Source organism: Halobacteriovorax sp. HLS, from assembly GCF_004006665.1.
GTDB lineage: Bacteria > Bdellovibrionota > Bacteriovoracia > Bacteriovoracales > Bacteriovoracaceae > Halobacteriovorax.
The window spans coordinates 53,955-73,349 of the sequence record NZ_QOCL01000013.1 but is presented as its reverse complement, the minus strand read 5'-3'; the positions used below and the strand labels follow the sequence as shown (position 1 = coordinate 73,349).

Genomic DNA, 19,395 nt, shown 5'->3' with positions numbered 1-19,395 from the left:
TCTTGTCGGTTAAATTTCTTTAAAACTTTACATTACTAACGTACTGAAATTAGGTTAATTCTGACTTAATTTTAACTATATGGGCCTCAATAGTTTTAAGAGCATATGGTGTTAGTCTCTTATCTAGCCCTTCATAAATGATATCAAGAATTTCTTCATTTGTATGTGAGTGCTCTAGTAAAGAGCGAATCTTTTCTTCGCGCATCTTTCGGTGCTTTAACGTCATCTTTAATTTATGAACTCCACCTAAAGCTATACCATGAGAAGGAATAACAAATCTTGGAGCAAGTTTAATAACTTTTTCTAAACTGTTAAAGTACTTACTCATATCACCTTCAGGGGCACCAATAACAACAGTACCAACTGATTGGATAAGATCTCCTACTATAAACCAGTTCAGATTTCTTGGTGCCAATGCAAGTTGACCTTCATCATGTCCTGGAACTTCATAAACTAGAACATCTTGACCGAGAGATTGAGTAAGAATATCTCCTTCTTTATAGTAGTTAAGCTCTAAATTCTGAAAGTAGTCTTGGCCGTGTTTACTGAGAATTCTAGTATGTGTATCTAAGCTTAGACCAATTTTAACATCGTAAAACTTTGCTAATTCAACACTATGTTCATGATGATCAGGATGATGATGAGTTAGGAAAATCTCGTTAACCTGAAACTTAGATAAGTGATTCTTCAATTTAGCTAATTCAATTTCATCTTTTGGAGACGGATCAATTAAGACAGAGTGTTTATCCCCTATTAAAAAGCAATTCGTTCTATTTGCAGGTGGAAATGTATGAGACAATGGCAAGAACTGCTTAACACCGTAGAGACTTTCAATCATAGGCGTTTCAGTTGCTGGATCATGTTCAAGGGACAAATCAATAGAGTGAGAAAATTGTATATCTCTATCAAGGGCCTTAAAAAGCTTTACGGCAGGAGGTACGGCCAAAATCTCAGCTCTTTCATATCTCTCTAAAAGTTCATGTGCCTTTGACCACCTTGCACTCTTTGCCTCTCCTTCATCAACAACAAATGATACTTTCTCATTAAGAGTTATTCTAAAGTAAAAGTTTTTAAATCGATATGGATTAAACTCAGGAGTAATCGCAATACCGATCATATCAATGGAAACAATACGATTTAAATTAGCTAGTACATCAAAATTAAGCTCTTCACTTACTTCTCTAAACAGAGCATTTAGTTGATAACTTTCTTTATCTGCAAAAAGATCATGGGAAACTAATGCTACATTAGAGTCTTCTTTATCGACCTTTCCCCCAGGAAAAGCACAATATCCAGGGAATACGGATAAGTAATTCTGTCTCTGAATTGAAAAGACTTCATCTTCAAAGACGAATATTGCACTAACCGACTCTCTCACAGAACTAGCTCAGCTTTCTTGTAAAGTACTTCTCTATAGCCTTTAATATTTTCTAATCTCTTCAGAGCACTATATTGCTGTGATTGTTCTAAATTATATATTTCATTTAACTTAGCTCTAATCTCTTGATTGATCTTACGTTCTTTTCTATGCCAGGCCGGAAGAATAAAACGTAGAAGCCTAAAATGCCTCATGGTTCTAAGCATCCAAGGTTTAGGAGAAATATCAAATTCAATAGTTTTCCCAAAAATATCAAAACCAGGTCTATTTATAAAAGTTTTCTTGTAACGCTTACCTAATTTACCATAAGCAAGATCATCAAGACTTTTTTGTAGCGGAGATATCATTTGATGCGAAACAAAGACCTCGTCTTTAACCCAGTATGTTTTCGCTAGAGTTCTAAGGGCCAAAGGCCAAAGGTCTTCAGCTAGAAATTCAGTAATTTTTCTGGCCTCCATCAAGAAGTCTTGAATATTTACACCACGATTATAAATATATTGATCATGTAAATAGTGGGCCAAGTGCGTATTCTTAATATTAGGAAATAACGTAGACAATTTCTTATGTGAATTTTCAAAGAGCTCTACAAAAAAGTCTTTCTTTTGCCATGAACAAAAAGATTCTAAAATACTCTTTTTGAGTAAAGCAACTTCGTTAATAGAGGCCGATTTCTTAAAGTATTGATCTCTCACAGATTGATCTCCATGAAGATAGACTTTACGACCTAAATTGAATGCCTGCCAATTGGCCTCAAGCTCTTCTTTTCGAATTGTTTCGCTAAAGGCCTTTTTCATATTTTCAAAAGTAAACGGGAGAGCTCCACTTTGAAACGCCACTCCAAGAATCATTGCCGAAGCATACACACTCTTTCCTAGAAGATCATTACACAGGCTTTTCATAGCAGATAATGTGACTCTATCACCCAGAGTATTTGATAGCTCCGCTCTTAGCTGTGTCTCAGTCAAAGTTGGCTTATTTACGCCGTCATCTAAAAGAATTGAAAGAGGTATTTGAAAATTCTTATCAATAATTGCTAAAGAGTTCTCTCCTAAAAATTGGAGTTGCCCACTAGCATCTAGTAAGTCTGGAGAGACGAGAAGATCTGCAGTACCAAGTGGCGTAACTGCACCACGGGACTGTCCTTTCTTAAAAATTGTTAAGTGCCCAGTGACGTTACCGTTACGTTGGGCCAATCCCTTTTGGTCCATAAATTTAAAATCTAAATCATCGCGACCATTCATCTCAACAGCAGCATAGGATACAACTCTAGAGATTGTAGTCACACCACTTCCACCTACTCCAGTCACAACCATTCTCCAGTCGCGACCGTTAGCTATATCTTCAAAAGACTTTAAAGGTTTTGGAAGTTCAATTGAATCAAGATTCACACTAATTTTCTTAGAATCTTTGTACTTTGTAGGATGATAGTCCGAAACTTCAACAAGCTCAAAGCTTGGACAAGCTTTAATCTTAGTACAGTAACTATCGGCGACACAAATTTGAGGATCAATAGCAACCTTTGTTCCATAGGCCCCATGGATCTGAGTCAGTCCTGGACACCCAGTATTTTCAACACACTCTCTACAGTCTTCGCAGACAGAAGTATTTATTTGATAAAACTCTTTTTTTGCAACAGTTTTATTAGAAGCAAAAGTTTTTCTATCAATAGACTTTTGTCTTCCATGAAAGGTCAGGCCACATTCTTTATTAGAAACTATAACTTTAACTCCTTCTCTATGAACGATATCTAAGAGAAGATTTTTATAAAAGTAGCGATCACTTGGATTAACTTCAAATGATTGAGTAACACCTAAACCTTGAACTACAGATAACATATTTTGACGTGGTCTTTTAATTCCTTCAACAGAAATTCCTGATGCTGGAGTCATTTGATGACCGGTCATTGCAGTATTATCATTATCTAAAAGTATATACGTTATATTATGACCAAGTTGTAAAGAGTTGGAGATATCAGTTAATCCCGAATGAAAGAATGTTGAATCTCCCATTAATACAACAGATGGATTATCGGAGAATATATCTACACCAGCTCCTAGAGCACCACCTTGCCCCATGGCCGAGAGGTTATGCATTTCTTTAAAAGGAGGAAGAAAAGATAGGGAGTAACAACCCACATCTCCATGAGAGAGTAAGTTTAAACCTTCTTGATCTTTAAGAACGCTTCTCAAATCTTTTAATAGAGAAAGTGTTTCCCTGTGAGGACAGCCTGGACAGAAAGTAGGAAGTCTTCTTGGCAAGTCCATATCAAGGTTTGAAAATTCGTGTTTTAAATCTGAACATAGATCTAACTTGAATACACCTAGAAGTTCTTTTACTTTTGAGAGAACTATTTCATAACTCAGTCCCCCATGAGAAGGAAATCCTTCAGCAGAAGAGAACTCTTTTCCAAAGAATTTTAACTTTATATCGTGAGTAGAACAAAATGATTTTAACTCATTCTCTAAAAAACCTCTTTTTTCTTCAACAACAACAAGTGTATCGAGCCCTTTTAGGTAGTCTAAAAGCTGAGCGTCGGCCAAAGGATAAGAACAGGCAATTTTATATAAACTAAAATGACCTAAGAGTGATCCTTCCTCTAAGACTTGCTTGAGAGTTTCATAAACAACGCCAGTTGAAATAAAACCTATTTTCGATTCACTATTTCCAAGAATCTGGTCTAGCTTTAATTCATTCAAAACCTTTACCACTTTAGGAAACCGCTCTTCAATCATAGAGACATCGGCCTTAAGTGAATTAGGTGGAACCATCACATTCTTCGATAAATCAAAAGTAGATGGATCAAGTGTTTTGATACTTCCATCAACAACTTTATGTTCTTTAACTTCTACTCTACCTCCACCTTCTGCCATATATGTAGTCAACAGAAGGCCTTGATAAACTGATGTTCTCTTTGAGATTTGTAGAGCAAGTGCCATCCAGTCTTTTAACTCTTGAGGGGTTGAAGGTTCAAGAAAAGGAATATGTAAGTGCTTATATAAGTAACGAGAGTCAGCAGGTGTCGAGGTAGACATAGACCAAGGATCATCACCAACGGCGATAACAACTCCAGGAAAAATCTCTTCACCAGTTTGTTCATCAATAGTCGTAGCGCCAGGGTTAGCGAAATTTCCGACAGAAAGTGCATCAGAGGCAACATGTAGCCCCATGGATTTCATAGCAACAAGACAATCTCTTCCGGCCTGTTTAGCTCCAGAGGCCATAGCTGCGGCATTGGCCTCAGAGTTTGCAATAGCAACACGAATTCCTTTGGCCTGAAATTCATCTTTTCTCTTATAAAGAATATTGAAGTAATCGGCCAAAGGAGATCCAGGATAACCTGTATAAAGATTAAAACCTGCCTCAAGTCCACCTTGAACAATAAGTTCATTTCCATTAAGTATTTCAATGCTCATTTATATTCCTAACTCATTAATTTTTTTAGGTATCATACGAAAAACGGACTCGCTCTGTCATGTATTTATTGCGACATCATAAGAAACTAGGCCATATCAATGACTTAAGTAAAAAAAATATTTCACAAAATTAAACAGAAAGATACATAGGGAGATGACAGGTTTTTCGCTATGTTAAATACTTAATTATTATTAAAAAGATCTGCGTCATTACCCTATCGCGCCTTGAAACTCTGCTCTTTCTATACCAAAATACTTCAATAAAATATCTACCATTTAACGAGGTGCAATGTGTCTAGCGTAATAAACGATAAGAACCCACTTGGAATCATAGCCGTGGATCATTTAGAGTTCACTTGTGAGTCTCTTAATACACCTACAAAAGAATTGTTTAAAAAATTTGGTTTTGTAAGAACATACGAAAATAAAGAATTAAACTCTGAGCTATTTTCTCAGGGTCAAGTTCGCTTTCTACTTGTCGCTGACAAGAATGAAGACTCCCACTCTGCTCAATACTATAAAGCGCATGGAGAAGGTGTTTCAACAATGTCTTTTCTGGTTGAAGACTGTGAACATGCAATCAATACAGCAATTGAAAGAGGCGCCGAACTCGTTAGACCTCTTAGTAAACAAGTATGTGAACAAGGAGAATACTTCACTGCTGCCATAAAAGGTTTTGGAGATGTCCTAAACGAATTTGTTCAAAGACCACGTCCACACTTTAGACCAGGTTATACAAAACTAGAGAATGATCCAGAAGCAACGCCACTTAATAGCCGTGTTGCAAGAATTGATCACCTTACAAATAACGTCCCTAAAGGCGAGATGGAAAAGTGGGTTAAATTCTATAAGGATGTTTATGGTTTTTCTGAAACGAGATACTTTGATATTAAGGGTGAAAAAACGGGACTAAACTCAAAAGTAGTTCAGCTAGAAAATAATGCTGTTATTATTCCAATTAATGAGCCTGAGATTGAAAATGGTAAATCACAAATTCAAGAATTCTTAGATCTCCACAAAGGTCCTGGAGTACAGCATATAGCTCTAACTTGTGGAAAAATTCTCGATACTGTTCCTGAGCTAATTGAAAGAGGAATTCAATTCTTGGATATACCTCACACATATTATGAAATGATTCCTGAGCGCGGGATAAATGTTGAAGAGAATATTGATGAGTTAGAAAAGGCCAAACTATTAGTTGATGGTGATGCTGATGGATATCTCATTCAAAACTTCACGCAAACTTATGTAGGTCCGTTATTTTTTGAATTCATTCAAAGAAAGAAGAACGACGGTTTCGGAGAAGGAAACTTTCAGGCCCTTTTTGATTCAATTGAAAGAGATCAAGTGAAAAGAGGATACTTAAAGTAATGAATGAACTTATCTGCACCCACCCTTTTCAAAATGATATGAGAGTTGCCACTTTACAACTCAATAGACCAAAGGTTTTAAATGCCATAACAACAGAGCTTTTAGGCCAAGTGATTACTGAACTTGAAAGACTAGAGTCTCTACCAGAAGTAAGAGTGATAATTATTACTGGTGATGAAAGGGCCTTTGCGGCGGGCGCCGACATTCAAAAGATGGTTGATGCCGGTGCAATTGACCAGCTCAACGACTCTAGAATGAAGTTATGGCGAAGGTTTTCGCTCATAAGTAAGCCAATAATCGCAGCAGTTAATGGGTTTGCTCTTGGAGCAGGTCATGAGCTTGCGATGGCCTGTGATATTACAATTGCTGGTCATAAAGCAAAATTTGGACAGCCAGAAATAAATATTGGAACAGTTCCAGGAGCAGGGGGAACAGCGAGGCTGACTAAGGCAGCTGGTAAAAGTAAATCAATGCTCATGGCCCTCACAGGCGAAATGATAGATGCTCAAACAGCTTATGACTGGGGTATCGTCGCAAAGGTTGTTCCTGCAACGACTCTTTTACAAGAGACATTTGAATTGGCCAAGAAAATTGCTGACAAATCCCCTGTCGCTTCTAGACTTGTAAAAGATTCAGTTAATAAGTCTCAGGATATGGGACTATGGGACGCTCTAGAATATGAGAGAAGAAACTTCTATTTAACATTTGCCTCGCATGATCAAAAAGAAGGAATGAACGCATTTCTAGAAAAAAGATCTCCTGAGTATAAAGGAAACTAAGATGAGCGATTATCAATATATTGAAATTGATTTGAAGGATCAAACAAGAGTAATCACAATAAATCGTGAAGAGGTTTATAATGCTCTAAACACTCAAGCTAAACTTGAAATTGTTAAGGCCATTCGAGAAGCTAATAAGAACGATGAAGTAAAATCAATCGTTCTCACCGCTAAAGGCAAGGCCTTTTGTACAGGTCAAGATCTCAACGATAGAAGTGTACAAGCGGGAGAAGCTCCTGTTGATTTAGGAAATACACTTGAAACCGAGTGGAATCCTTTAGTACAAAGTATTAGATCATCTAAGAAAATTGTTGTTGGTGCAATTAATGGCGTAAGTGCCGGTGCAGGACTATCAGTGGCTTTAGCATGTGACTTAATTTACGCTAAAAGTGGCGCCAAATTTATTTCAGGATTTTCTAAACTAGGACTTGCTCCAGATGCAGGAAGTTCTAATACTTTCCTAGCGGCACTAGGAGCAAAGAAAGCACTGGAATTCTTTCTCTTTAACGAAGCTCTTACGAGCGAGCAGCTTAAAGAGGTGGGACTTGTTAACGAAGTTTGCGAAGACCCATTCATTGAAGCTCTAGAGGCCTGTGAAAAAATAAATGAAATGGCCCCAAAGTGCGTTGAGCTGATCAAGACCAACTTACAATATGCAGCTGATAATACATTTATAGATAGTTTAAATAATGAAACATACGTGCAAAGATTTCTTGGTAACTCAAATGATTACAAAGAAGGTCTAAATGCATTTTTTGAAAAAAGAAAACCAAACTTCAAAGGAAATTAATATGACTACAGCTAGAGAGTACACAGAAGAACAAAAAGCATTATTTGCTGACATTAAAAATGGGAAAACTTTTGACAAAGGTGAAGAGTTACCAGAGTTTTACAAGAAGCACCTAAAGAACCTTCTATGGATGCAAGGAGACTCTGAGTATTCAGGTTCTCTTGGTTATGCACCATGGATTGAAAAAGCCCCTACTCTGCAAGAGAAAGTAATTGTTGCTCAAATTGTAAAAGATGAAATGAGACACGCAAGTGTTATTTATAAGCTTCTAGAAGACTTAGGAGAAGATCCTTCAAGTCACATTGAAAAAGTTGATCTTGGTTATAAGCTAGAAGAAGACGATATCAATATTGGATTCAAAAGACTCAAAGACGATTATAGAGTAAATATCTTCTACTATAATATTAAGCACTGGACTGACTTCATTCTCTTTAACTTCCTAATGGACAGAGCAGCAGGTCACCAACTAGAAGATACACTTAAGTCAAGCTACCTTCCTTGGAAAAAGGGAATTGAAGGAATTTATAAAGAAGAAGTTATGCACTTAACTCACGGTGATAAGTGGGTAAAAATTCTTGCTCTTAGAAGCGAAGAAGATAAGGCATTCTTACAAGAAAGATTAAATATCTGGTGGCCAAGAGTGATGAATGTTTTTGGTTCAACTAAGGGTAGAACTAATGATCTTTATGTAAACCTTGGATTAAAGGCAAGAACAAACGCTGAGGTTAGAGATGTATTCGTAAAAGAAATTCACGAGCTTTGTGCAAAATTTGGTCTTGTTGTTCCAGAATATAAAGAAGAAGATCAGCCAAAAAGAGACTCATAAATGCAAATAAAGTCAGTTCTTGTTATAGGGGCTGGAACTATGGGGCGAGGAATCGCCCAATGGTTCGTTCAACAAGGACTTAAAGTTGAACTCTTAGATGGAAATTCAGAAGTTACTCATGATGCGATAAAAAGCGTCAATTCTTCATGGGAAAAGCTTCAAGCAAAAGGAAAGTTTTCTCAAGAAGAAGTCTTATCCTTTAAATCAAATCTAAGCGCTTCGACTTGGGAAAGTTTTAATAAAGACGTCTCACTTGTAGTCGAAGCGATTATAGAGAATCTAGAAATTAAAACTTCCGTTTTTAAAAAGCTAGATGACTTGTGCCATGAAGATACAATTCTATCTTCCAACACTAGTTCTATTCCAATTTCTAGTCTTGCAAAGGAATTATCATCTGCTAGAAAAGAGAAATTCTTAGGACTACACTTCTTTAACCCTGCGCCAATTATGAAATTGGTTGAAGTTATAAAGGGGCATTGGACTAATCCACAAATAATTACCTTTTTTGAACAATGGTTCAAAGAGCATTCCAAAGAAGTTGCCATTTGTAATGATTCTCCAGGCTTTATTGTTAATAGAGTTGCAAGAAATTTCTACGGAGAGGCCATGCGCGTAGTTTCACACTACGATAAAGAAAGGATCACAGAAGTAGATACAATCCTTAAAGAGTGTGGTGGTTTTAGAATGGGACCGTTCGAGCTGATGGACTTAATTGGCATTGATATTAATTACTCTGTAACACAGTCTGTTTGGAATAGTTTTTACAATGATCCAAGATTCGCACCTCACCTTCTTCAGAAACAGATGGTCGATAGTGGACGAATTGGTAAGAAAGTAAAGGGAGGATTCTATGACTACGAATAGAAATTTTCTTGTTCTAGCGACCAAGAATCACCCTATGTATGAACAACTTAAAGCTCTTGATGTGTCTTTCTATGATATTGAAGATAAGTCTCCATTTGAAGACAAGCGTTCACATTATAGTGACTATGACTACATCATGGACTTCTCACTAACGCCTATTGAAAAGAAGGTCTCGCTACTTAAGAATTTAAGAGTTCAATCAGACTGCCCTATTGTAAGTGACCTTGCTTGCTATTGGGGAGAGCAACTCTTTGAAACAGTAAAAACATTAAAAGGAGCTATTTCTCTTTCTTTTCCATCACCAAAGAACACTCATGAGTACTTTGCAGCTGATGAAGAAACAAATAGTGCCATAGAGGAATTTCACTCACTTTTAGGGCTCAATTCAATTAGAGTTAAAAGTGCAGGAATAGGGTTCACCTACCCTAGAGTTATTTCTATGGTTATCAATGAAGCCTACTTTTCCCTTGAAGATGGTCTAGCAGAAGAAAAAGACATTGATACGGCCATGAAGTTTGGAGTGAATTATCCGCTTGGACCTTTTCAATGGGCAAAATCAATTGGTGCAAAGAATATACTAATGCTTCTTGATACTCTTTATGATGTGACAAGAGATCAAAGATATAGAGCGTCTAGCAAGCTTAGGCTTGCCGCTTCAAAAATATAGGAATTAAAAATGAAAAAAACATATCTTGTATATGCCAAGAGAACTCCGATGGGAAAAATAGGTGGCTCGCTTTCACAAGTCAGAGTCGATGATATGCTAGCTGGACTTTTCAAAGATATTAAATCTTGGGCAAATTTTGATCTCAAAGAAATTGATGATGTTATCGTAGGCTGTGCAAATCAAGCTGGTGAAGATAATAGAAATCTAGGGAGAATGGCCGCAGTTCTCGCAGGTTTTCCATATGAAGTTCCTGCTACAACAATTAATAGATTGTGTGGTTCTTCTCTAGATGCAGTAATGGATGCTGTTGGAAGAATTAGTGCAGGCTTTGGCGATTGTTTCATTATTGGTGGTGCAGAGAGTATGACCAGAGCTCCTCTAGTTATCTCTAAAGGTTCCACTGCGTTTGGAAGAGACTCTAAAATGTATGACACTACATTTGGTTGGCGTTTTCCAAACCCTGCAATGACTGAACTATTTCCCCTTTACGGAATGGGAGAAACAGCAGAAGAAGTTGCTGAACAATATAAAATCTCAAGAGTTGATCAGGATAACTTTGCACTCAACTCTCACAAGAAAGCATGTGCGGCCATGGAAAATGGAGCCTTTGATGATGAGATACTTCCTGTTGAAGTAAAACTAAGAAAGAGCTCTCACATGGTTACTACTGACGAAGGGCCGCGTGCTTCCACTAATCTAGAACAGCTTTCTAAATTAAGAGCAGTATTTAGAAAAGATGGAACAGTGACAGCTGGAAACGCTTCGACAATGAATGATGGAGCAAGCGCAGTGGTTGTTGTTTCAGAAGAGTTCTTAAAAAAACATAACCTGACACCAATAGTAGAAATTACTGGTGCTGCCGTTAGAGGTGTTCACCCGAATGTCATGGGGCTTGGACCTATAGAGGCCACAAAAAAACTTTGTAAGGACTTCAACCTAAAAGTTTCAGACTTTGATATTGTTGAACTGAATGAAGCTTTTGCAGCACAAGCACTGGCATGTATGAGAGAGCTTGAAATAGATGAATCTGTAGTTAATCTAAACGGTGGAGCAATCGCTCTAGGACATCCGCTAGGCTGTTCAGGAGCTCGTATCCTTACGACTTTGGCCCATCAAATGAAGAAGAATCCTAAATTAAAACAAGGTCTTGCGACGATGTGTATTGGTGTCGGCCAAGGAATTGCCCTATCAGTTAAAAGAGTATAAATAAATATTTACTAGGGAGACTTTGTCTCCCTATTAAAGTCCAGCACTGGCCGTTATCATAGTCCAATGAAAATGGTCTCAAAAATAAACCTTATTTTCACATCTTTTTTACTGAGCTATGGTGCTCATGCGCTTGAGTCTTCTCCCTTTTTTCCAACTTTTAATAACTCAATAAGAGCAACTAAGAATTTTAATCCATTTATCATTGGGACAGGGCTTAACTATCAAAGAGATGACAACGGCGTAGATACACTCTCCCCTAGTATTTCTTGGATGACAAAGTACACACTTTCTAAAAAGGTATCACTAAAATCAAATCTTGAGGCCACTTTCGTAAAAGATGAAGCTCAGAAGAATATAATCATATCTTCTCAAGCTGACTTTTACTTTGCCATAAAAACCTCCAGGGAATTAGAGGTATCTCTCAAAGCTGGTGCTTACTTTACAGAAGACGGACAAAAGTCACTTTCATATGGTGTTGAATTTGAACATAATTCAAAACTTCTAAGGAAGTTAAATATTAGATCAGTATATGTAGGTATTGAGAATATTCCTAGTCTCGAAGCTAGCATGACAAGACTATTCAGCGGAGTAAGATTTAGTCTATAAAAAAAAGGCCTTCAAAAAGAAGGCCTAGAATAATTAGAATCTGTGGTGAGTCTCAAACCAAGGATCGTCATATACATTCTTTAGCTCAACACCAAGAACTTCTTTTGCGTCCATGTATTGATCCATATAAACATCAAATCTCTTGTTAACAAGTTTCTTTAAATGCTTTTGAATCTTATTAAATTTCTTATTGCTGAATTTTTCATCAGTAATAGTCTTAACAAGTAATAATCTATGTTGCTTAATTTCTGCAGTAATCGCAGCTATTTCTTTACGGTGTTTCTTTGCAATTTCAATGAACTTGTCTTTTTTCTCTTGAGAGATTTTAGAGTTCTTAAGCATCGCTTGTGCCTTAGAAACTAATTCTTTCTCAGTTCCAACAGTTCCGATCGCTGCTTTATCAGCTTGAATTTCTTTTTTCGTTCCAGATGCACAAGAAACAGCAACTGTAAGTACCATTAATATGCTCAATAATTTCTTCATATTCTCTCCTTATAATTATTAAATCAATTTCTTATAGTTGGGCCAATAAATCAACTTTATTAATCTTACAATGTAAGAAAACTGTAAGCTAAAATGACACCACTATTTAAAGATATATAATCTATTTCGCGAACTTAACGCAGCAAGATAATTTTCCTGCTCATCTAACTCACCTAAAATCCCACTAAATGTATGTCCTAAAAAGAACTCCGCTTTAATATCTAGCGTCTCTTCATCTAAGAGGACTATTTCCTGCGTAACACTACTGGCCACAAGAGATCCTTTCCATGGAATAATAGAACTCATTGGACCATCTCCAATTTTAACTCTCTTAATTTCCATTAAATTCTTATCAAGAAGTATAACGTCACCGAAGATCGTTGAAACAAGAAGTTGTCCTTTGTGCTCAACTGGGTAACGAGAAACTTTATAGTCCAGACGACGTAGAATAGCACCTGTTTCAGGGTCTATCACTGCTAAATCACCATTTACAGAACCAGCAATTATATTATCTCTGAAAATGATTGGAGAAGAGTCTACATCAACAAATTTAGCCCCTGTCGATAGTCTTCTCTCCCATAGAATAACGCCCTCTTCGAGGCTAAATGCCGCAATTTGACCATCAGCAAAACCCACGTAGACCTTATCTTTATAAATGAAAGGTCGAGACGCTCTTTGAACAGTTGTAAGAAAAGGAACAGCTCTCTTATAACTCCACTGGATTTTACCTGTATTAACATCTAAGCAAAAAACTTTGTGATTTCTAGTTTGAAAGAAAACTCTTTCTTTGTAGATAACACCTTGAGTCTCAATTGCAGAACCTAAATCAACTAAGAATTGCTCCTTACCTGTTAATAGGTGTCTAGAAAAAACACGGCCATTAGAATTACCATAAACAACCCAGTCTTTATATATAACAGGCTTTGAACTATAGGCACTATCATCAAACTTAGACCAAATCTCTTTTCCATTATCTAGTTGAAAGGCCTGCATATGACCATTGTTATTTCCAACATAGACGATTCCCTCATGTATTAAAGGAGAATTTAGAGCAATAGGTAAATTACCTGTCTCATGAGCAGGGTCATGATTCTTGCTCCACATAACTCTAAAAGGATTTTCTTTTTCTCTAACCCCTTCAATCGTTGGAAGTTTTGAGCAAGAATAAGCAAGGCACAAAAGCGTTGCTATTAATAATTTATGCACTATTACTCCATTTCAGACATATAAAGTTTCGCTAACTTTACAAACTCGGCCTGACCAACATTATCAATTACATATTGGAAGTTAGACTTAGCTTTAGCCTGATCACCTTTCTTCACATAGAGACGACCAAGGTCAAGGTATGTCTTTGACTCCATAGTCTTAATATTATTCTTAACAATTAATTCGAGGTCTTCGATTGCTTTATCATTTTGACCTAAGTCTTCATGAATAACGGCCATTCTAGATCTTACGAAGTAAACTGCATAAGGATTCTTATTGAATGTTACAGTTTTTAATACTGCTAAAGCGGAGTTTAAATCGTTTTGAGCAACTAGTTCATCACTTGCTTGAATCGCAAATGGCGTAAGACCTTCAAAGTTTGCAACACCTGAAGCCATTGCGCTAAAAGATTTTTCGAACTCAGTCGTAGTAATTTTCTTTTCAACTAGGCTTTGAAGATTTGCTTTTTTAAAGTTGTAAACTATTGCACCTAGTTCATCATTTTTACTAGATTTAAAACTTGAATATCCACCCCATGCAAATACACCAACGATAACAGCTATAACAAAAGCTATAATAGGAGTTTTATAATTTGCGATAAAAGTTCCTAACTCAGTTTCTTTTAAAATTTCATCCACAGGATTGTGTGCAGTAGGTGAAGTAGACATATTTGTTGTTCCTTACATTTAGGCCAATGACTCTTGGCGCAATTAATATCCTTATAATTGATAAAAGATTTTAGAATTCTTGCCCTAAGTTGTCAAAAATAGAAAGTTTGGTTTATCATAGAAGTAGCTGAATATTCAAAAACTTGTGCAAGGAAGCATAATGAAAGATTTAAAAAATAAGTTACTTTTATTCATTTCACTATTTTTGTTAGCAACATCTGCAAATGCTATTGAAAGAACTGGCCGTTTAGGCCTTGGAATGACCAATCAACTCAAGAACAGTCTACCTGCTCTATCTTTTAAAATTCAAAAGTCTAAGAGTACTGCTTTTGGTGCCTTGCTAGGTCTTGATACTGATTCTAAGGCAGGAGGATGGGGAGCTGGAGTAAAGCTATATAGAAATATCTTCGATGAGCCTCAACTGAATTTTTACGGAGCACTAATGGCCGGAATCATGAGTCAAAAACAAGGTGTAGCTGTTTCTAAAACTGGCTTTCAAATTGATGCTACTCTTGGAAGCGAGTTTAGCTTTTCTGGATTATCAAGTATTGGCTTTAGCTTTGAGTTCGGACTGTCCTTTAATAAGATTGATGACTTTAGAGTACAAACAGTTGGTGATTCATTTATCGTAGCTGCTGCACATTTTTACTTATAAGGTGTAAATGAATTTTAAAAATATTAGCAAAATTATCCTAACTTTTCTTATATGCTTTCAATGTTTTGCTCAAGCAGGAGTGAATGATGGTTTTAGCCAGGAAGAAGATGATTTAAATATTGGTGGAGATATCTTTTCGGACTTTAACGAAGATATTGAAAGCTCACAAGTAATGGAAGACGAGAGATTTTACCGCTACGGAAGATTCTTCACTTTCTCTTTTGGTCTAGGTTTAACAACCTTTACGGGTAACCGTGGAATTGCCTACGAGAATGAACCTCCTACATATAGTATGCAACTCAGTGTCTTTAAAGACTTTCAAACTGCTGTCTCATTAGGGCTAGAGTTTTCAAGACATAATATGTACTTTGACCAAACTGATTTAGATGGATTCGGAGGGGAAGCTCCTGGACTTGTTCAAGTCAGCATGCTCAGAACGTATGTTGGTTATAAGTACTACCTAGACACAAGTAATCTTGGAACAGCTATTACTTATTCAAATCCATATTTAACCGGAAGATTAGAGTATTGGTATAAAACAGATAAGTTCATAGACAATAAGGCCATCGAAAATGAAAGTACTGGTGCTCTTGGTGTAGGACTTGGTGGCGGACTAGAATTTCCAATTAAACTAAAGCAGTCCTATCTTGGAGTGGAATTTCTCTACCATAGTATTAACTTTGAAGATAAATACTCTGGTAGATACCAACCTGCACAGACCGACTTTACAGGTGCTGTTTTTACGACAATTGTTTCATATATCTGGAATTGGTAGAACTACCGCTTACTTAAGCAGAGCTGTTCTACCCTTTTTTCGATTTTACTAATCAAAGTGCTCAACTCTACAGAAATTTTTACATCAGCTCTTTTGTAAGAGCTTACAAACTCTTCACAACTAGTCCACGAAGGAATAACTTGTTCATAGAGATCATCATCATCAGTATTTAAATGTTTCCAAACATTACGAGAAATATTTGCAAGGTCTTTTTCTTCAATAAAATTTCTCTTTAAGAAATGAAGTCCTAAATCTGTCGCTGTAAGATAAGCGATTTGACCTTTAGCAAGTGAACTACCACGCTTTTCTTTATCTTCTTCAACAGAAGAATAAACTTGGTGGATAAAAGAAGTTATTTTTCTAAAAGGAAACTTCTTTGAGATATGATCGTAAACACCTGCATCGTGTTGTCCGTTATCACCAATTAGAACTATTTCATATTGTGGATAGCCATCTAGTAAAGAAGCTATTTCAGCTGATTTAAATTTATAAGAATCTTGTTCTGAGTTCTTGCCCTTGACTACGGCCATTGGAAAATTAGACCTAGCAATAAACTCTCTACCAAACATTTGTAAACGGCCACTGGCGGCCGTCACATAAGTGATCCATCTCTTATTATTATGGATCACTCCTTTCTTTTTAATACAAAAATCTTTTTCTTTCTTTGTCACTTCCTGATTACATAAGAACGCTGTGTATAGCTCTGGCAAACCGATAAATGGATTTGTTGAGCGTAATCCACCTGTCATATAGCCAAGAACATGAGTTCTTTTAATCGTATCGTCAATATCAGATACCATAAGAACTTTTGCGCTAACACTTGTACTTAAAAGAAGTACTAAAAGAAAAAGACTTTTCATATCTCTCCTAATCATCAAAGCTAATATTTGCCTTTGATTTTTTCATTCTCTGAGCAAGCTCATTACCAGTTCTAAAAATTAAGTGCACCGGTGTATTCACAAGACCAAATCCATTTCTTATAGCATTTTGTAAGTATCTTCTATAGTGATCAGGAATCCCCTGAGACTTATTAGAGAATAAAAGAAATGTCGGAGGATTTGGCTTAATCATTGAAGTATACTTAACTTTAAATCTCTTGGCCCCGCCAACTTTAGCAATAACTGGATTTCTTTCTACTAAGTCAAATACGAATCTATTTAACTGACCAGTAGGAATATTCTTGTTACGAACTAAAATGGTTTTCTTAAGAGCATTCTTAAGCCCTTTAATACCTTTATTATACTTTGCAGAGATAGTTATAATATCGCAAAAGCTCAACCAAGGAACGTCGATACGTAATTTTTCAATCCATGCTTTCTTTGCACGCTCATCAGGAAGTTCATTCTTTAAAAGATCAAACTTATTAAGAGCAACAATTACTGACTTCCCTTTTTCAAGGGCGATATCAATTAAACGTCTATCTTGATGACCAATTCCGTTAGTAGCATCAATCATTACAACAATAACGTCTGATTCAGTAATACTTCTTAAAGATCTATAAACAGACTGAGACTCAATGAAGCCATTAACTGTTTTCTGTCTTCTAATCCCAGCAGTATCTACGATATGAATAGAGCGCCAAAAGTTACTACTTTCTGACTCGTTAGCAACCTCTGATACAGAGTCATCTAACTCTTCTTCGTCATCAGATTCACTAAACACTTGTTCATAATTCTTTTCTAATGAAGTAAGCTCTTGCTCTTCGATACTCTCATTCATTAACTCTGTTAATTCATAGTCAACTTCAAAGTGCTCCATTCCCGCATTCTTATCATCATCTTCTTCAATCGCGTAAGCATCGACCATGGCCTGGTAAACTTCTGGATTATTACTTCTGAACTCTTCGTACTGACTAAAGAGAAGTCCATCATTACCTGAGAAACCTTGATCTTCTTCTAAAATCTTAGCATCTTGACCAAAGTAAATATCAAAGAAACCTTCGATTGGGTCTACAGTAGTTCCTGCAATATCAGAAACAAGTGCTCTTTCGGCCCCTACTAGTAGATTTAAAAGAGTCGACTTTCCTGCGTTTGGTGCCCCAATTAGAGCAATCTTAGAAACAACTTGCTCTCTAGGAGTCACCCCTTTAGAGAGTTCAGGTGCATTTTTAAGCGACCCCTTAGTTGATCCTTTTGAAAAGTCATCAGAGATTTGTTGTAACTTTTCTCTAAGGTCTATTACACCTCTACCGTGGGTAGAACTTGTTAAGAACATTTCGTCCGAATTAATTCCTAGAGAGTAGAATTCTGCTTCCTCTCCCCATTGCTTATCAGAGTCAAACTTATTTACAACAACCCAAAAAGGTTTCTTTGTTGTTCTAATATAATCTGCAATCGTTCTATCAAAAGGTAGGACTCCTTCACGGACATCTACTACAAAGAGAACTAAGTCGGACTCTTGGATTGCAATTTGTGCATGATCTGTCATTATATTGAAGAACTTATTTGCATTCTTCTCATCATCATTCTTCCCTCTTTCATCTATTTTCTCAGGGTAGAATCCACCTGTATCAACGAGAATGATATCGGCAGGATCAACATTTGGCAGTTCATCAAATGTTGTAATCCCGTAGTGACGATCTCTTGTTACACCGGGCTGGTCGTGGGTAATTGCTTTATGTTGTTTTTGCATTAATCGGTTAAAGAGAGAACTCTTCCCAACATTTGGTCTACCAATTAATGAAACAACCATTGATCTGTTTTTCATAATTATTTCCTATTTGCTTCGCCAAACTCTGTTAGAATCTTTTGCTCTTGGAAGACCAATTTCTTCAAGTACAAAATTATTTTTAAACCATTTTGGAGACACTTTTACGTGTAGGTTTAAGTGAACTTGTCCACCAACCATAGCTTCAATTTTCTTTCTTGAGCGAGTTCCAATTTCTTTAATCATTCCACCCTTAGTTCCAACAACAATTGCTCTTTGCGAAGGACGATTAACTAGAATAGAGGCCGAGATATGAGACTTAATTTTCTCTTTATCCATTGGCTCACCTTTTTTAGGTCTCATGTCTTTGTACTCATCAACAACAACAGCAATTTCGTATGGAAGCTCATCATTTAAAAGTTCAAAGGCCTGCTCTCTAATATATTCAGTTGCAAAGAATCTTTCATTCTTATTAGATACTGAACCGTCATCATAGTAGTGAGGTCCAGGAATAGCGGCATCAACTAGCGAACCTGTTAAATTATGCATATTCGTTCCATCTTTTGTCGAAACAACTATCGCACGCTCAATGGCCGGCATAATTTCCATCATTTTATCTAAGGCCATAGAAAGCGGTAATTCTTTATAATTTTCAACTCTGTCGCACTTAGTGAAGATGATCCACGTCTTTTGGAAGTTTTCAGTTTCCATATTCTCAATAAAGTCTTGTAACTGACCTATTACTGGACGAGTAAGATCGATCAATAAAAGGTTAAGATCAGCACCTTCAAGTCCAGACCTTGCTTGATCATTTAATCTCTTATTAAGTTCCTGATTTGTCTTATGCAGACCCGGAGTATCAACAAGAACGATCTCAGTTCTATCAACTGCAAAAACACAGTGAAACTTATTTCTTGTTGTTTGAGCTTTGCTTGTAACAACAGATAGATCTACACCAAGAAGATAATTAATTAGAGAACTCTTTCCAACGTTTGGAGCACCAAGTACAGCTACCATAATCGACTTATTATCTGGGTGTTGATGTTCAATAAGCATAAA

The 19,395-nt window shown here is 36.6% G+C and carries 18 protein-coding genes; 10 read left to right on the top strand and 8 right to left on the bottom strand.

Translation table 11 applies throughout. The features are described from left to right. Positions 1-49: 49 nt before the first annotated feature. Positions 50-1,378, bottom strand: a complete 1,329-nt coding sequence (locus tag DPQ89_RS13700) for an MBL fold metallo-hydrolase (protein WP_127717596.1) — start codon at positions 1,376-1,378, stop codon at positions 50-52. Then, entirely contained in the window at positions 1,375-4,791 is a 3,417-nt protein-coding gene (locus DPQ89_RS13695; protein WP_127717595.1) for a thiamine pyrophosphate-dependent enzyme, read from the bottom strand. The genes DPQ89_RS13700 and DPQ89_RS13695 overlap by 4 nt, the downstream gene beginning before the upstream one ends. Positions 4,792-5,082: 291 nt before the next feature. On the opposite strand from DPQ89_RS13695, the gene hppD reads away from it, so the two are divergent. The 8 genes from hppD (at position 5,083) to DPQ89_RS13655 (ending at position 11,903) form a co-directional block, all read left to right on the top strand. Continuing rightward, on the top strand, positions 5,083-6,162 hold the full coding sequence (gene hppD / locus DPQ89_RS13690; RefSeq protein WP_164848423.1) for a 4-hydroxyphenylpyruvate dioxygenase: 1,080 nt from the start codon (positions 5,083-5,085) through the stop codon (positions 6,160-6,162). Further along, complete coding sequence (locus DPQ89_RS13685; RefSeq protein WP_127717593.1) at positions 6,162-6,941, top strand: enoyl-CoA hydratase-related protein; 780 nt, start codon at positions 6,162-6,164, stop codon at positions 6,939-6,941. Before hppD ends, DPQ89_RS13685 begins: the two co-directional genes overlap by 1 nt. A 1-nt stretch (position 6,942) precedes the next feature. Beyond that, on the top strand, positions 6,943-7,731 hold the full coding sequence (locus tag DPQ89_RS13680) for an enoyl-CoA hydratase-related protein (protein ID WP_127717592.1): 789 nt from the start codon (positions 6,943-6,945) through the stop codon (positions 7,729-7,731). Position 7,732: 1 nt separating this feature from the next. Further along, a complete protein-coding gene (locus DPQ89_RS13675) occupies positions 7,733-8,557 on the top strand; it encodes a Phenylacetic acid catabolic protein (RefSeq protein WP_164848422.1) in 825 nt (274 codons plus the stop codon). Beyond that, positions 8,558-9,421, top strand: coding sequence for a 3-hydroxyacyl-CoA dehydrogenase family protein (locus DPQ89_RS13670; protein ID WP_127717590.1), 864 nt, complete (start codon positions 8,558-8,560; stop codon positions 9,419-9,421). Next, entirely contained in the window at positions 9,408-10,088 is a 681-nt protein-coding gene (locus DPQ89_RS13665; RefSeq protein WP_127717589.1) for a 3-hydroxyacyl-CoA dehydrogenase family protein, read from the top strand. Before DPQ89_RS13670 ends, DPQ89_RS13665 begins: the two co-directional genes overlap by 14 nt. A 9-nt stretch (positions 10,089-10,097) precedes the next feature. After that, positions 10,098-11,294 carry an acetyl-CoA C-acyltransferase gene (locus tag DPQ89_RS13660; RefSeq protein WP_127717588.1) on the top strand — a complete coding sequence of 399 codons (1,197 nt, stop codon included), beginning with the start codon at positions 10,098-10,100 and terminating at the stop codon, positions 11,292-11,294. 66 nt (positions 11,295-11,360) lie between these two features. After that, positions 11,361-11,903 carry a hypothetical protein gene (locus tag DPQ89_RS13655; RefSeq protein ID WP_127717587.1) on the top strand — a complete coding sequence of 181 codons (543 nt, stop codon included), beginning with the start codon at positions 11,361-11,363 and terminating at the stop codon, positions 11,901-11,903. 33 nt (positions 11,904-11,936) lie between these two features. Here DPQ89_RS13655 and DPQ89_RS13650 read toward each other — a convergent pair whose 3' ends face one another. The 3 genes from DPQ89_RS13650 to DPQ89_RS13640 all read right to left on the bottom strand — a co-directional run bounded on the left by DPQ89_RS13650 (position 11,937) and on the right by DPQ89_RS13640 (position 14,260). Continuing rightward, the gene (locus DPQ89_RS13650; RefSeq protein ID WP_127717586.1) at positions 11,937-12,386 is read right to left on the bottom strand and encodes a hypothetical protein; all 450 of its coding nucleotides are present in this window, start codon (positions 12,384-12,386) and stop codon (positions 11,937-11,939) included. A gap of 102 nt (positions 12,387-12,488) precedes the next feature. Then, positions 12,489-13,592 carry a PQQ-binding-like beta-propeller repeat protein gene (locus tag DPQ89_RS13645; RefSeq protein ID WP_127717585.1) on the bottom strand — a complete coding sequence of 368 codons (1,104 nt, stop codon included), beginning with the start codon at positions 13,590-13,592 and terminating at the stop codon, positions 12,489-12,491. A gap of 2 nt (positions 13,593-13,594) precedes the next feature. Further along, positions 13,595-14,260 carry a tetratricopeptide repeat protein gene (locus DPQ89_RS13640; RefSeq protein ID WP_127717584.1) on the bottom strand — a complete coding sequence of 222 codons (666 nt, stop codon included), beginning with the start codon at positions 14,258-14,260 and terminating at the stop codon, positions 13,595-13,597. Positions 14,261-14,420: 160 nt separating this feature from the next. Between DPQ89_RS13640 and DPQ89_RS13635 the strand changes: the two genes are divergently transcribed. Both DPQ89_RS13635 and DPQ89_RS13630 read left to right on the top strand, forming a co-directional pair. Continuing rightward, positions 14,421-14,915 carry a hypothetical protein gene (locus DPQ89_RS13635; RefSeq protein ID WP_127717583.1) on the top strand — a complete coding sequence of 165 codons (495 nt, stop codon included), beginning with the start codon at positions 14,421-14,423 and terminating at the stop codon, positions 14,913-14,915. Between the two features lie 7 nt (positions 14,916-14,922). Beyond that, the gene (locus tag DPQ89_RS13630) at positions 14,923-15,690 is read left to right on the top strand and encodes a hypothetical protein (RefSeq protein ID WP_127717582.1); all 768 of its coding nucleotides are present in this window, start codon (positions 14,923-14,925) and stop codon (positions 15,688-15,690) included. Positions 15,691-15,692: 2 nt separating this feature from the next. Here DPQ89_RS13630 and DPQ89_RS13625 read toward each other — a convergent pair whose 3' ends face one another. The 3 genes from DPQ89_RS13625 to era are packed head-to-tail and all read right to left on the bottom strand — an operon-like array spanning position 15,693 to position 19,392. Beyond that, positions 15,693-16,550, bottom strand: coding sequence for a phosphatase domain-containing protein (locus tag DPQ89_RS13625; RefSeq protein ID WP_164848420.1), 858 nt, complete (start codon positions 16,548-16,550; stop codon positions 15,693-15,695). 7 nt (positions 16,551-16,557) lie between these two features. Then, positions 16,558-18,396, bottom strand: a complete 1,839-nt coding sequence (locus DPQ89_RS13620) for a GTPase (protein WP_127717580.1) — start codon at positions 18,394-18,396, stop codon at positions 16,558-16,560. Positions 18,397-18,405: 9 nt separating this feature from the next. Next, complete coding sequence (gene era / locus DPQ89_RS13615; RefSeq protein ID WP_127717579.1) at positions 18,406-19,392, bottom strand: GTPase Era; 987 nt, start codon at positions 19,390-19,392, stop codon at positions 18,406-18,408. Between the last annotated feature and the right edge of the window lie 3 nt (positions 19,393-19,395).

What these genes read in the sequence shown, in the direction of transcription:
- DPQ89_RS13620 (WP_127717580.1), bottom strand. Translation starts at nt 18,396, where the DNA reads ATGAAAAACAGATCAATGGTTGTTTCATTAATTGGTAGACCAAATGTT.
- DPQ89_RS13635 (WP_127717583.1), top strand. Translation starts at nt 14,421, where the DNA reads ATGAAAGATTTAAAAAATAAGTTACTTTTATTCATTTCACTATTTTTG.
- DPQ89_RS13680 (WP_127717592.1), top strand. Translation starts at nt 6,943, where the DNA reads ATGAGCGATTATCAATATATTGAAATTGATTTGAAGGATCAAACAAGA.
- DPQ89_RS13685 (WP_127717593.1), top strand. Translation starts at nt 6,162, where the DNA reads ATGAATGAACTTATCTGCACCCACCCTTTTCAAAATGATATGAGAGTT.
- DPQ89_RS13695 (WP_127717595.1), bottom strand. Translation starts at nt 4,791, where the DNA reads ATGAGCATTGAAATACTTAATGGAAATGAACTTATTGTTCAAGGTGGA.
- DPQ89_RS13675 (WP_164848422.1), top strand. Translation starts at nt 7,733, where the DNA reads ATGACTACAGCTAGAGAGTACACAGAAGAACAAAAAGCATTATTTGCT.
- DPQ89_RS13640 (WP_127717584.1), bottom strand. Translation starts at nt 14,260, where the DNA reads ATGTCTACTTCACCTACTGCACACAATCCTGTGGATGAAATTTTAAAA.
- DPQ89_RS13655 (WP_127717587.1), top strand. Translation starts at nt 11,361, where the DNA reads ATGAAAATGGTCTCAAAAATAAACCTTATTTTCACATCTTTTTTACTG.
- era (WP_127717579.1), bottom strand. Translation starts at nt 19,392, where the DNA reads ATGCTTATTGAACATCAACACCCAGATAATAAGTCGATTATGGTAGCT.
- DPQ89_RS13630 (WP_127717582.1), top strand. Translation starts at nt 14,923, where the DNA reads ATGAATTTTAAAAATATTAGCAAAATTATCCTAACTTTTCTTATATGC.
- DPQ89_RS13625 (WP_164848420.1), bottom strand. Translation starts at nt 16,550, where the DNA reads ATGAAAAGTCTTTTTCTTTTAGTACTTCTTTTAAGTACAAGTGTTAGC.
- DPQ89_RS13665 (WP_127717589.1), top strand. Translation starts at nt 9,408, where the DNA reads ATGACTACGAATAGAAATTTTCTTGTTCTAGCGACCAAGAATCACCCT.
- DPQ89_RS13660 (WP_127717588.1), top strand. Translation starts at nt 10,098, where the DNA reads ATGAAAAAAACATATCTTGTATATGCCAAGAGAACTCCGATGGGAAAA.
- DPQ89_RS13650 (WP_127717586.1), bottom strand. Translation starts at nt 12,386, where the DNA reads ATGAAGAAATTATTGAGCATATTAATGGTACTTACAGTTGCTGTTTCT.
- DPQ89_RS13670 (WP_127717590.1), top strand. Translation starts at nt 8,558, where the DNA reads ATGCAAATAAAGTCAGTTCTTGTTATAGGGGCTGGAACTATGGGGCGA.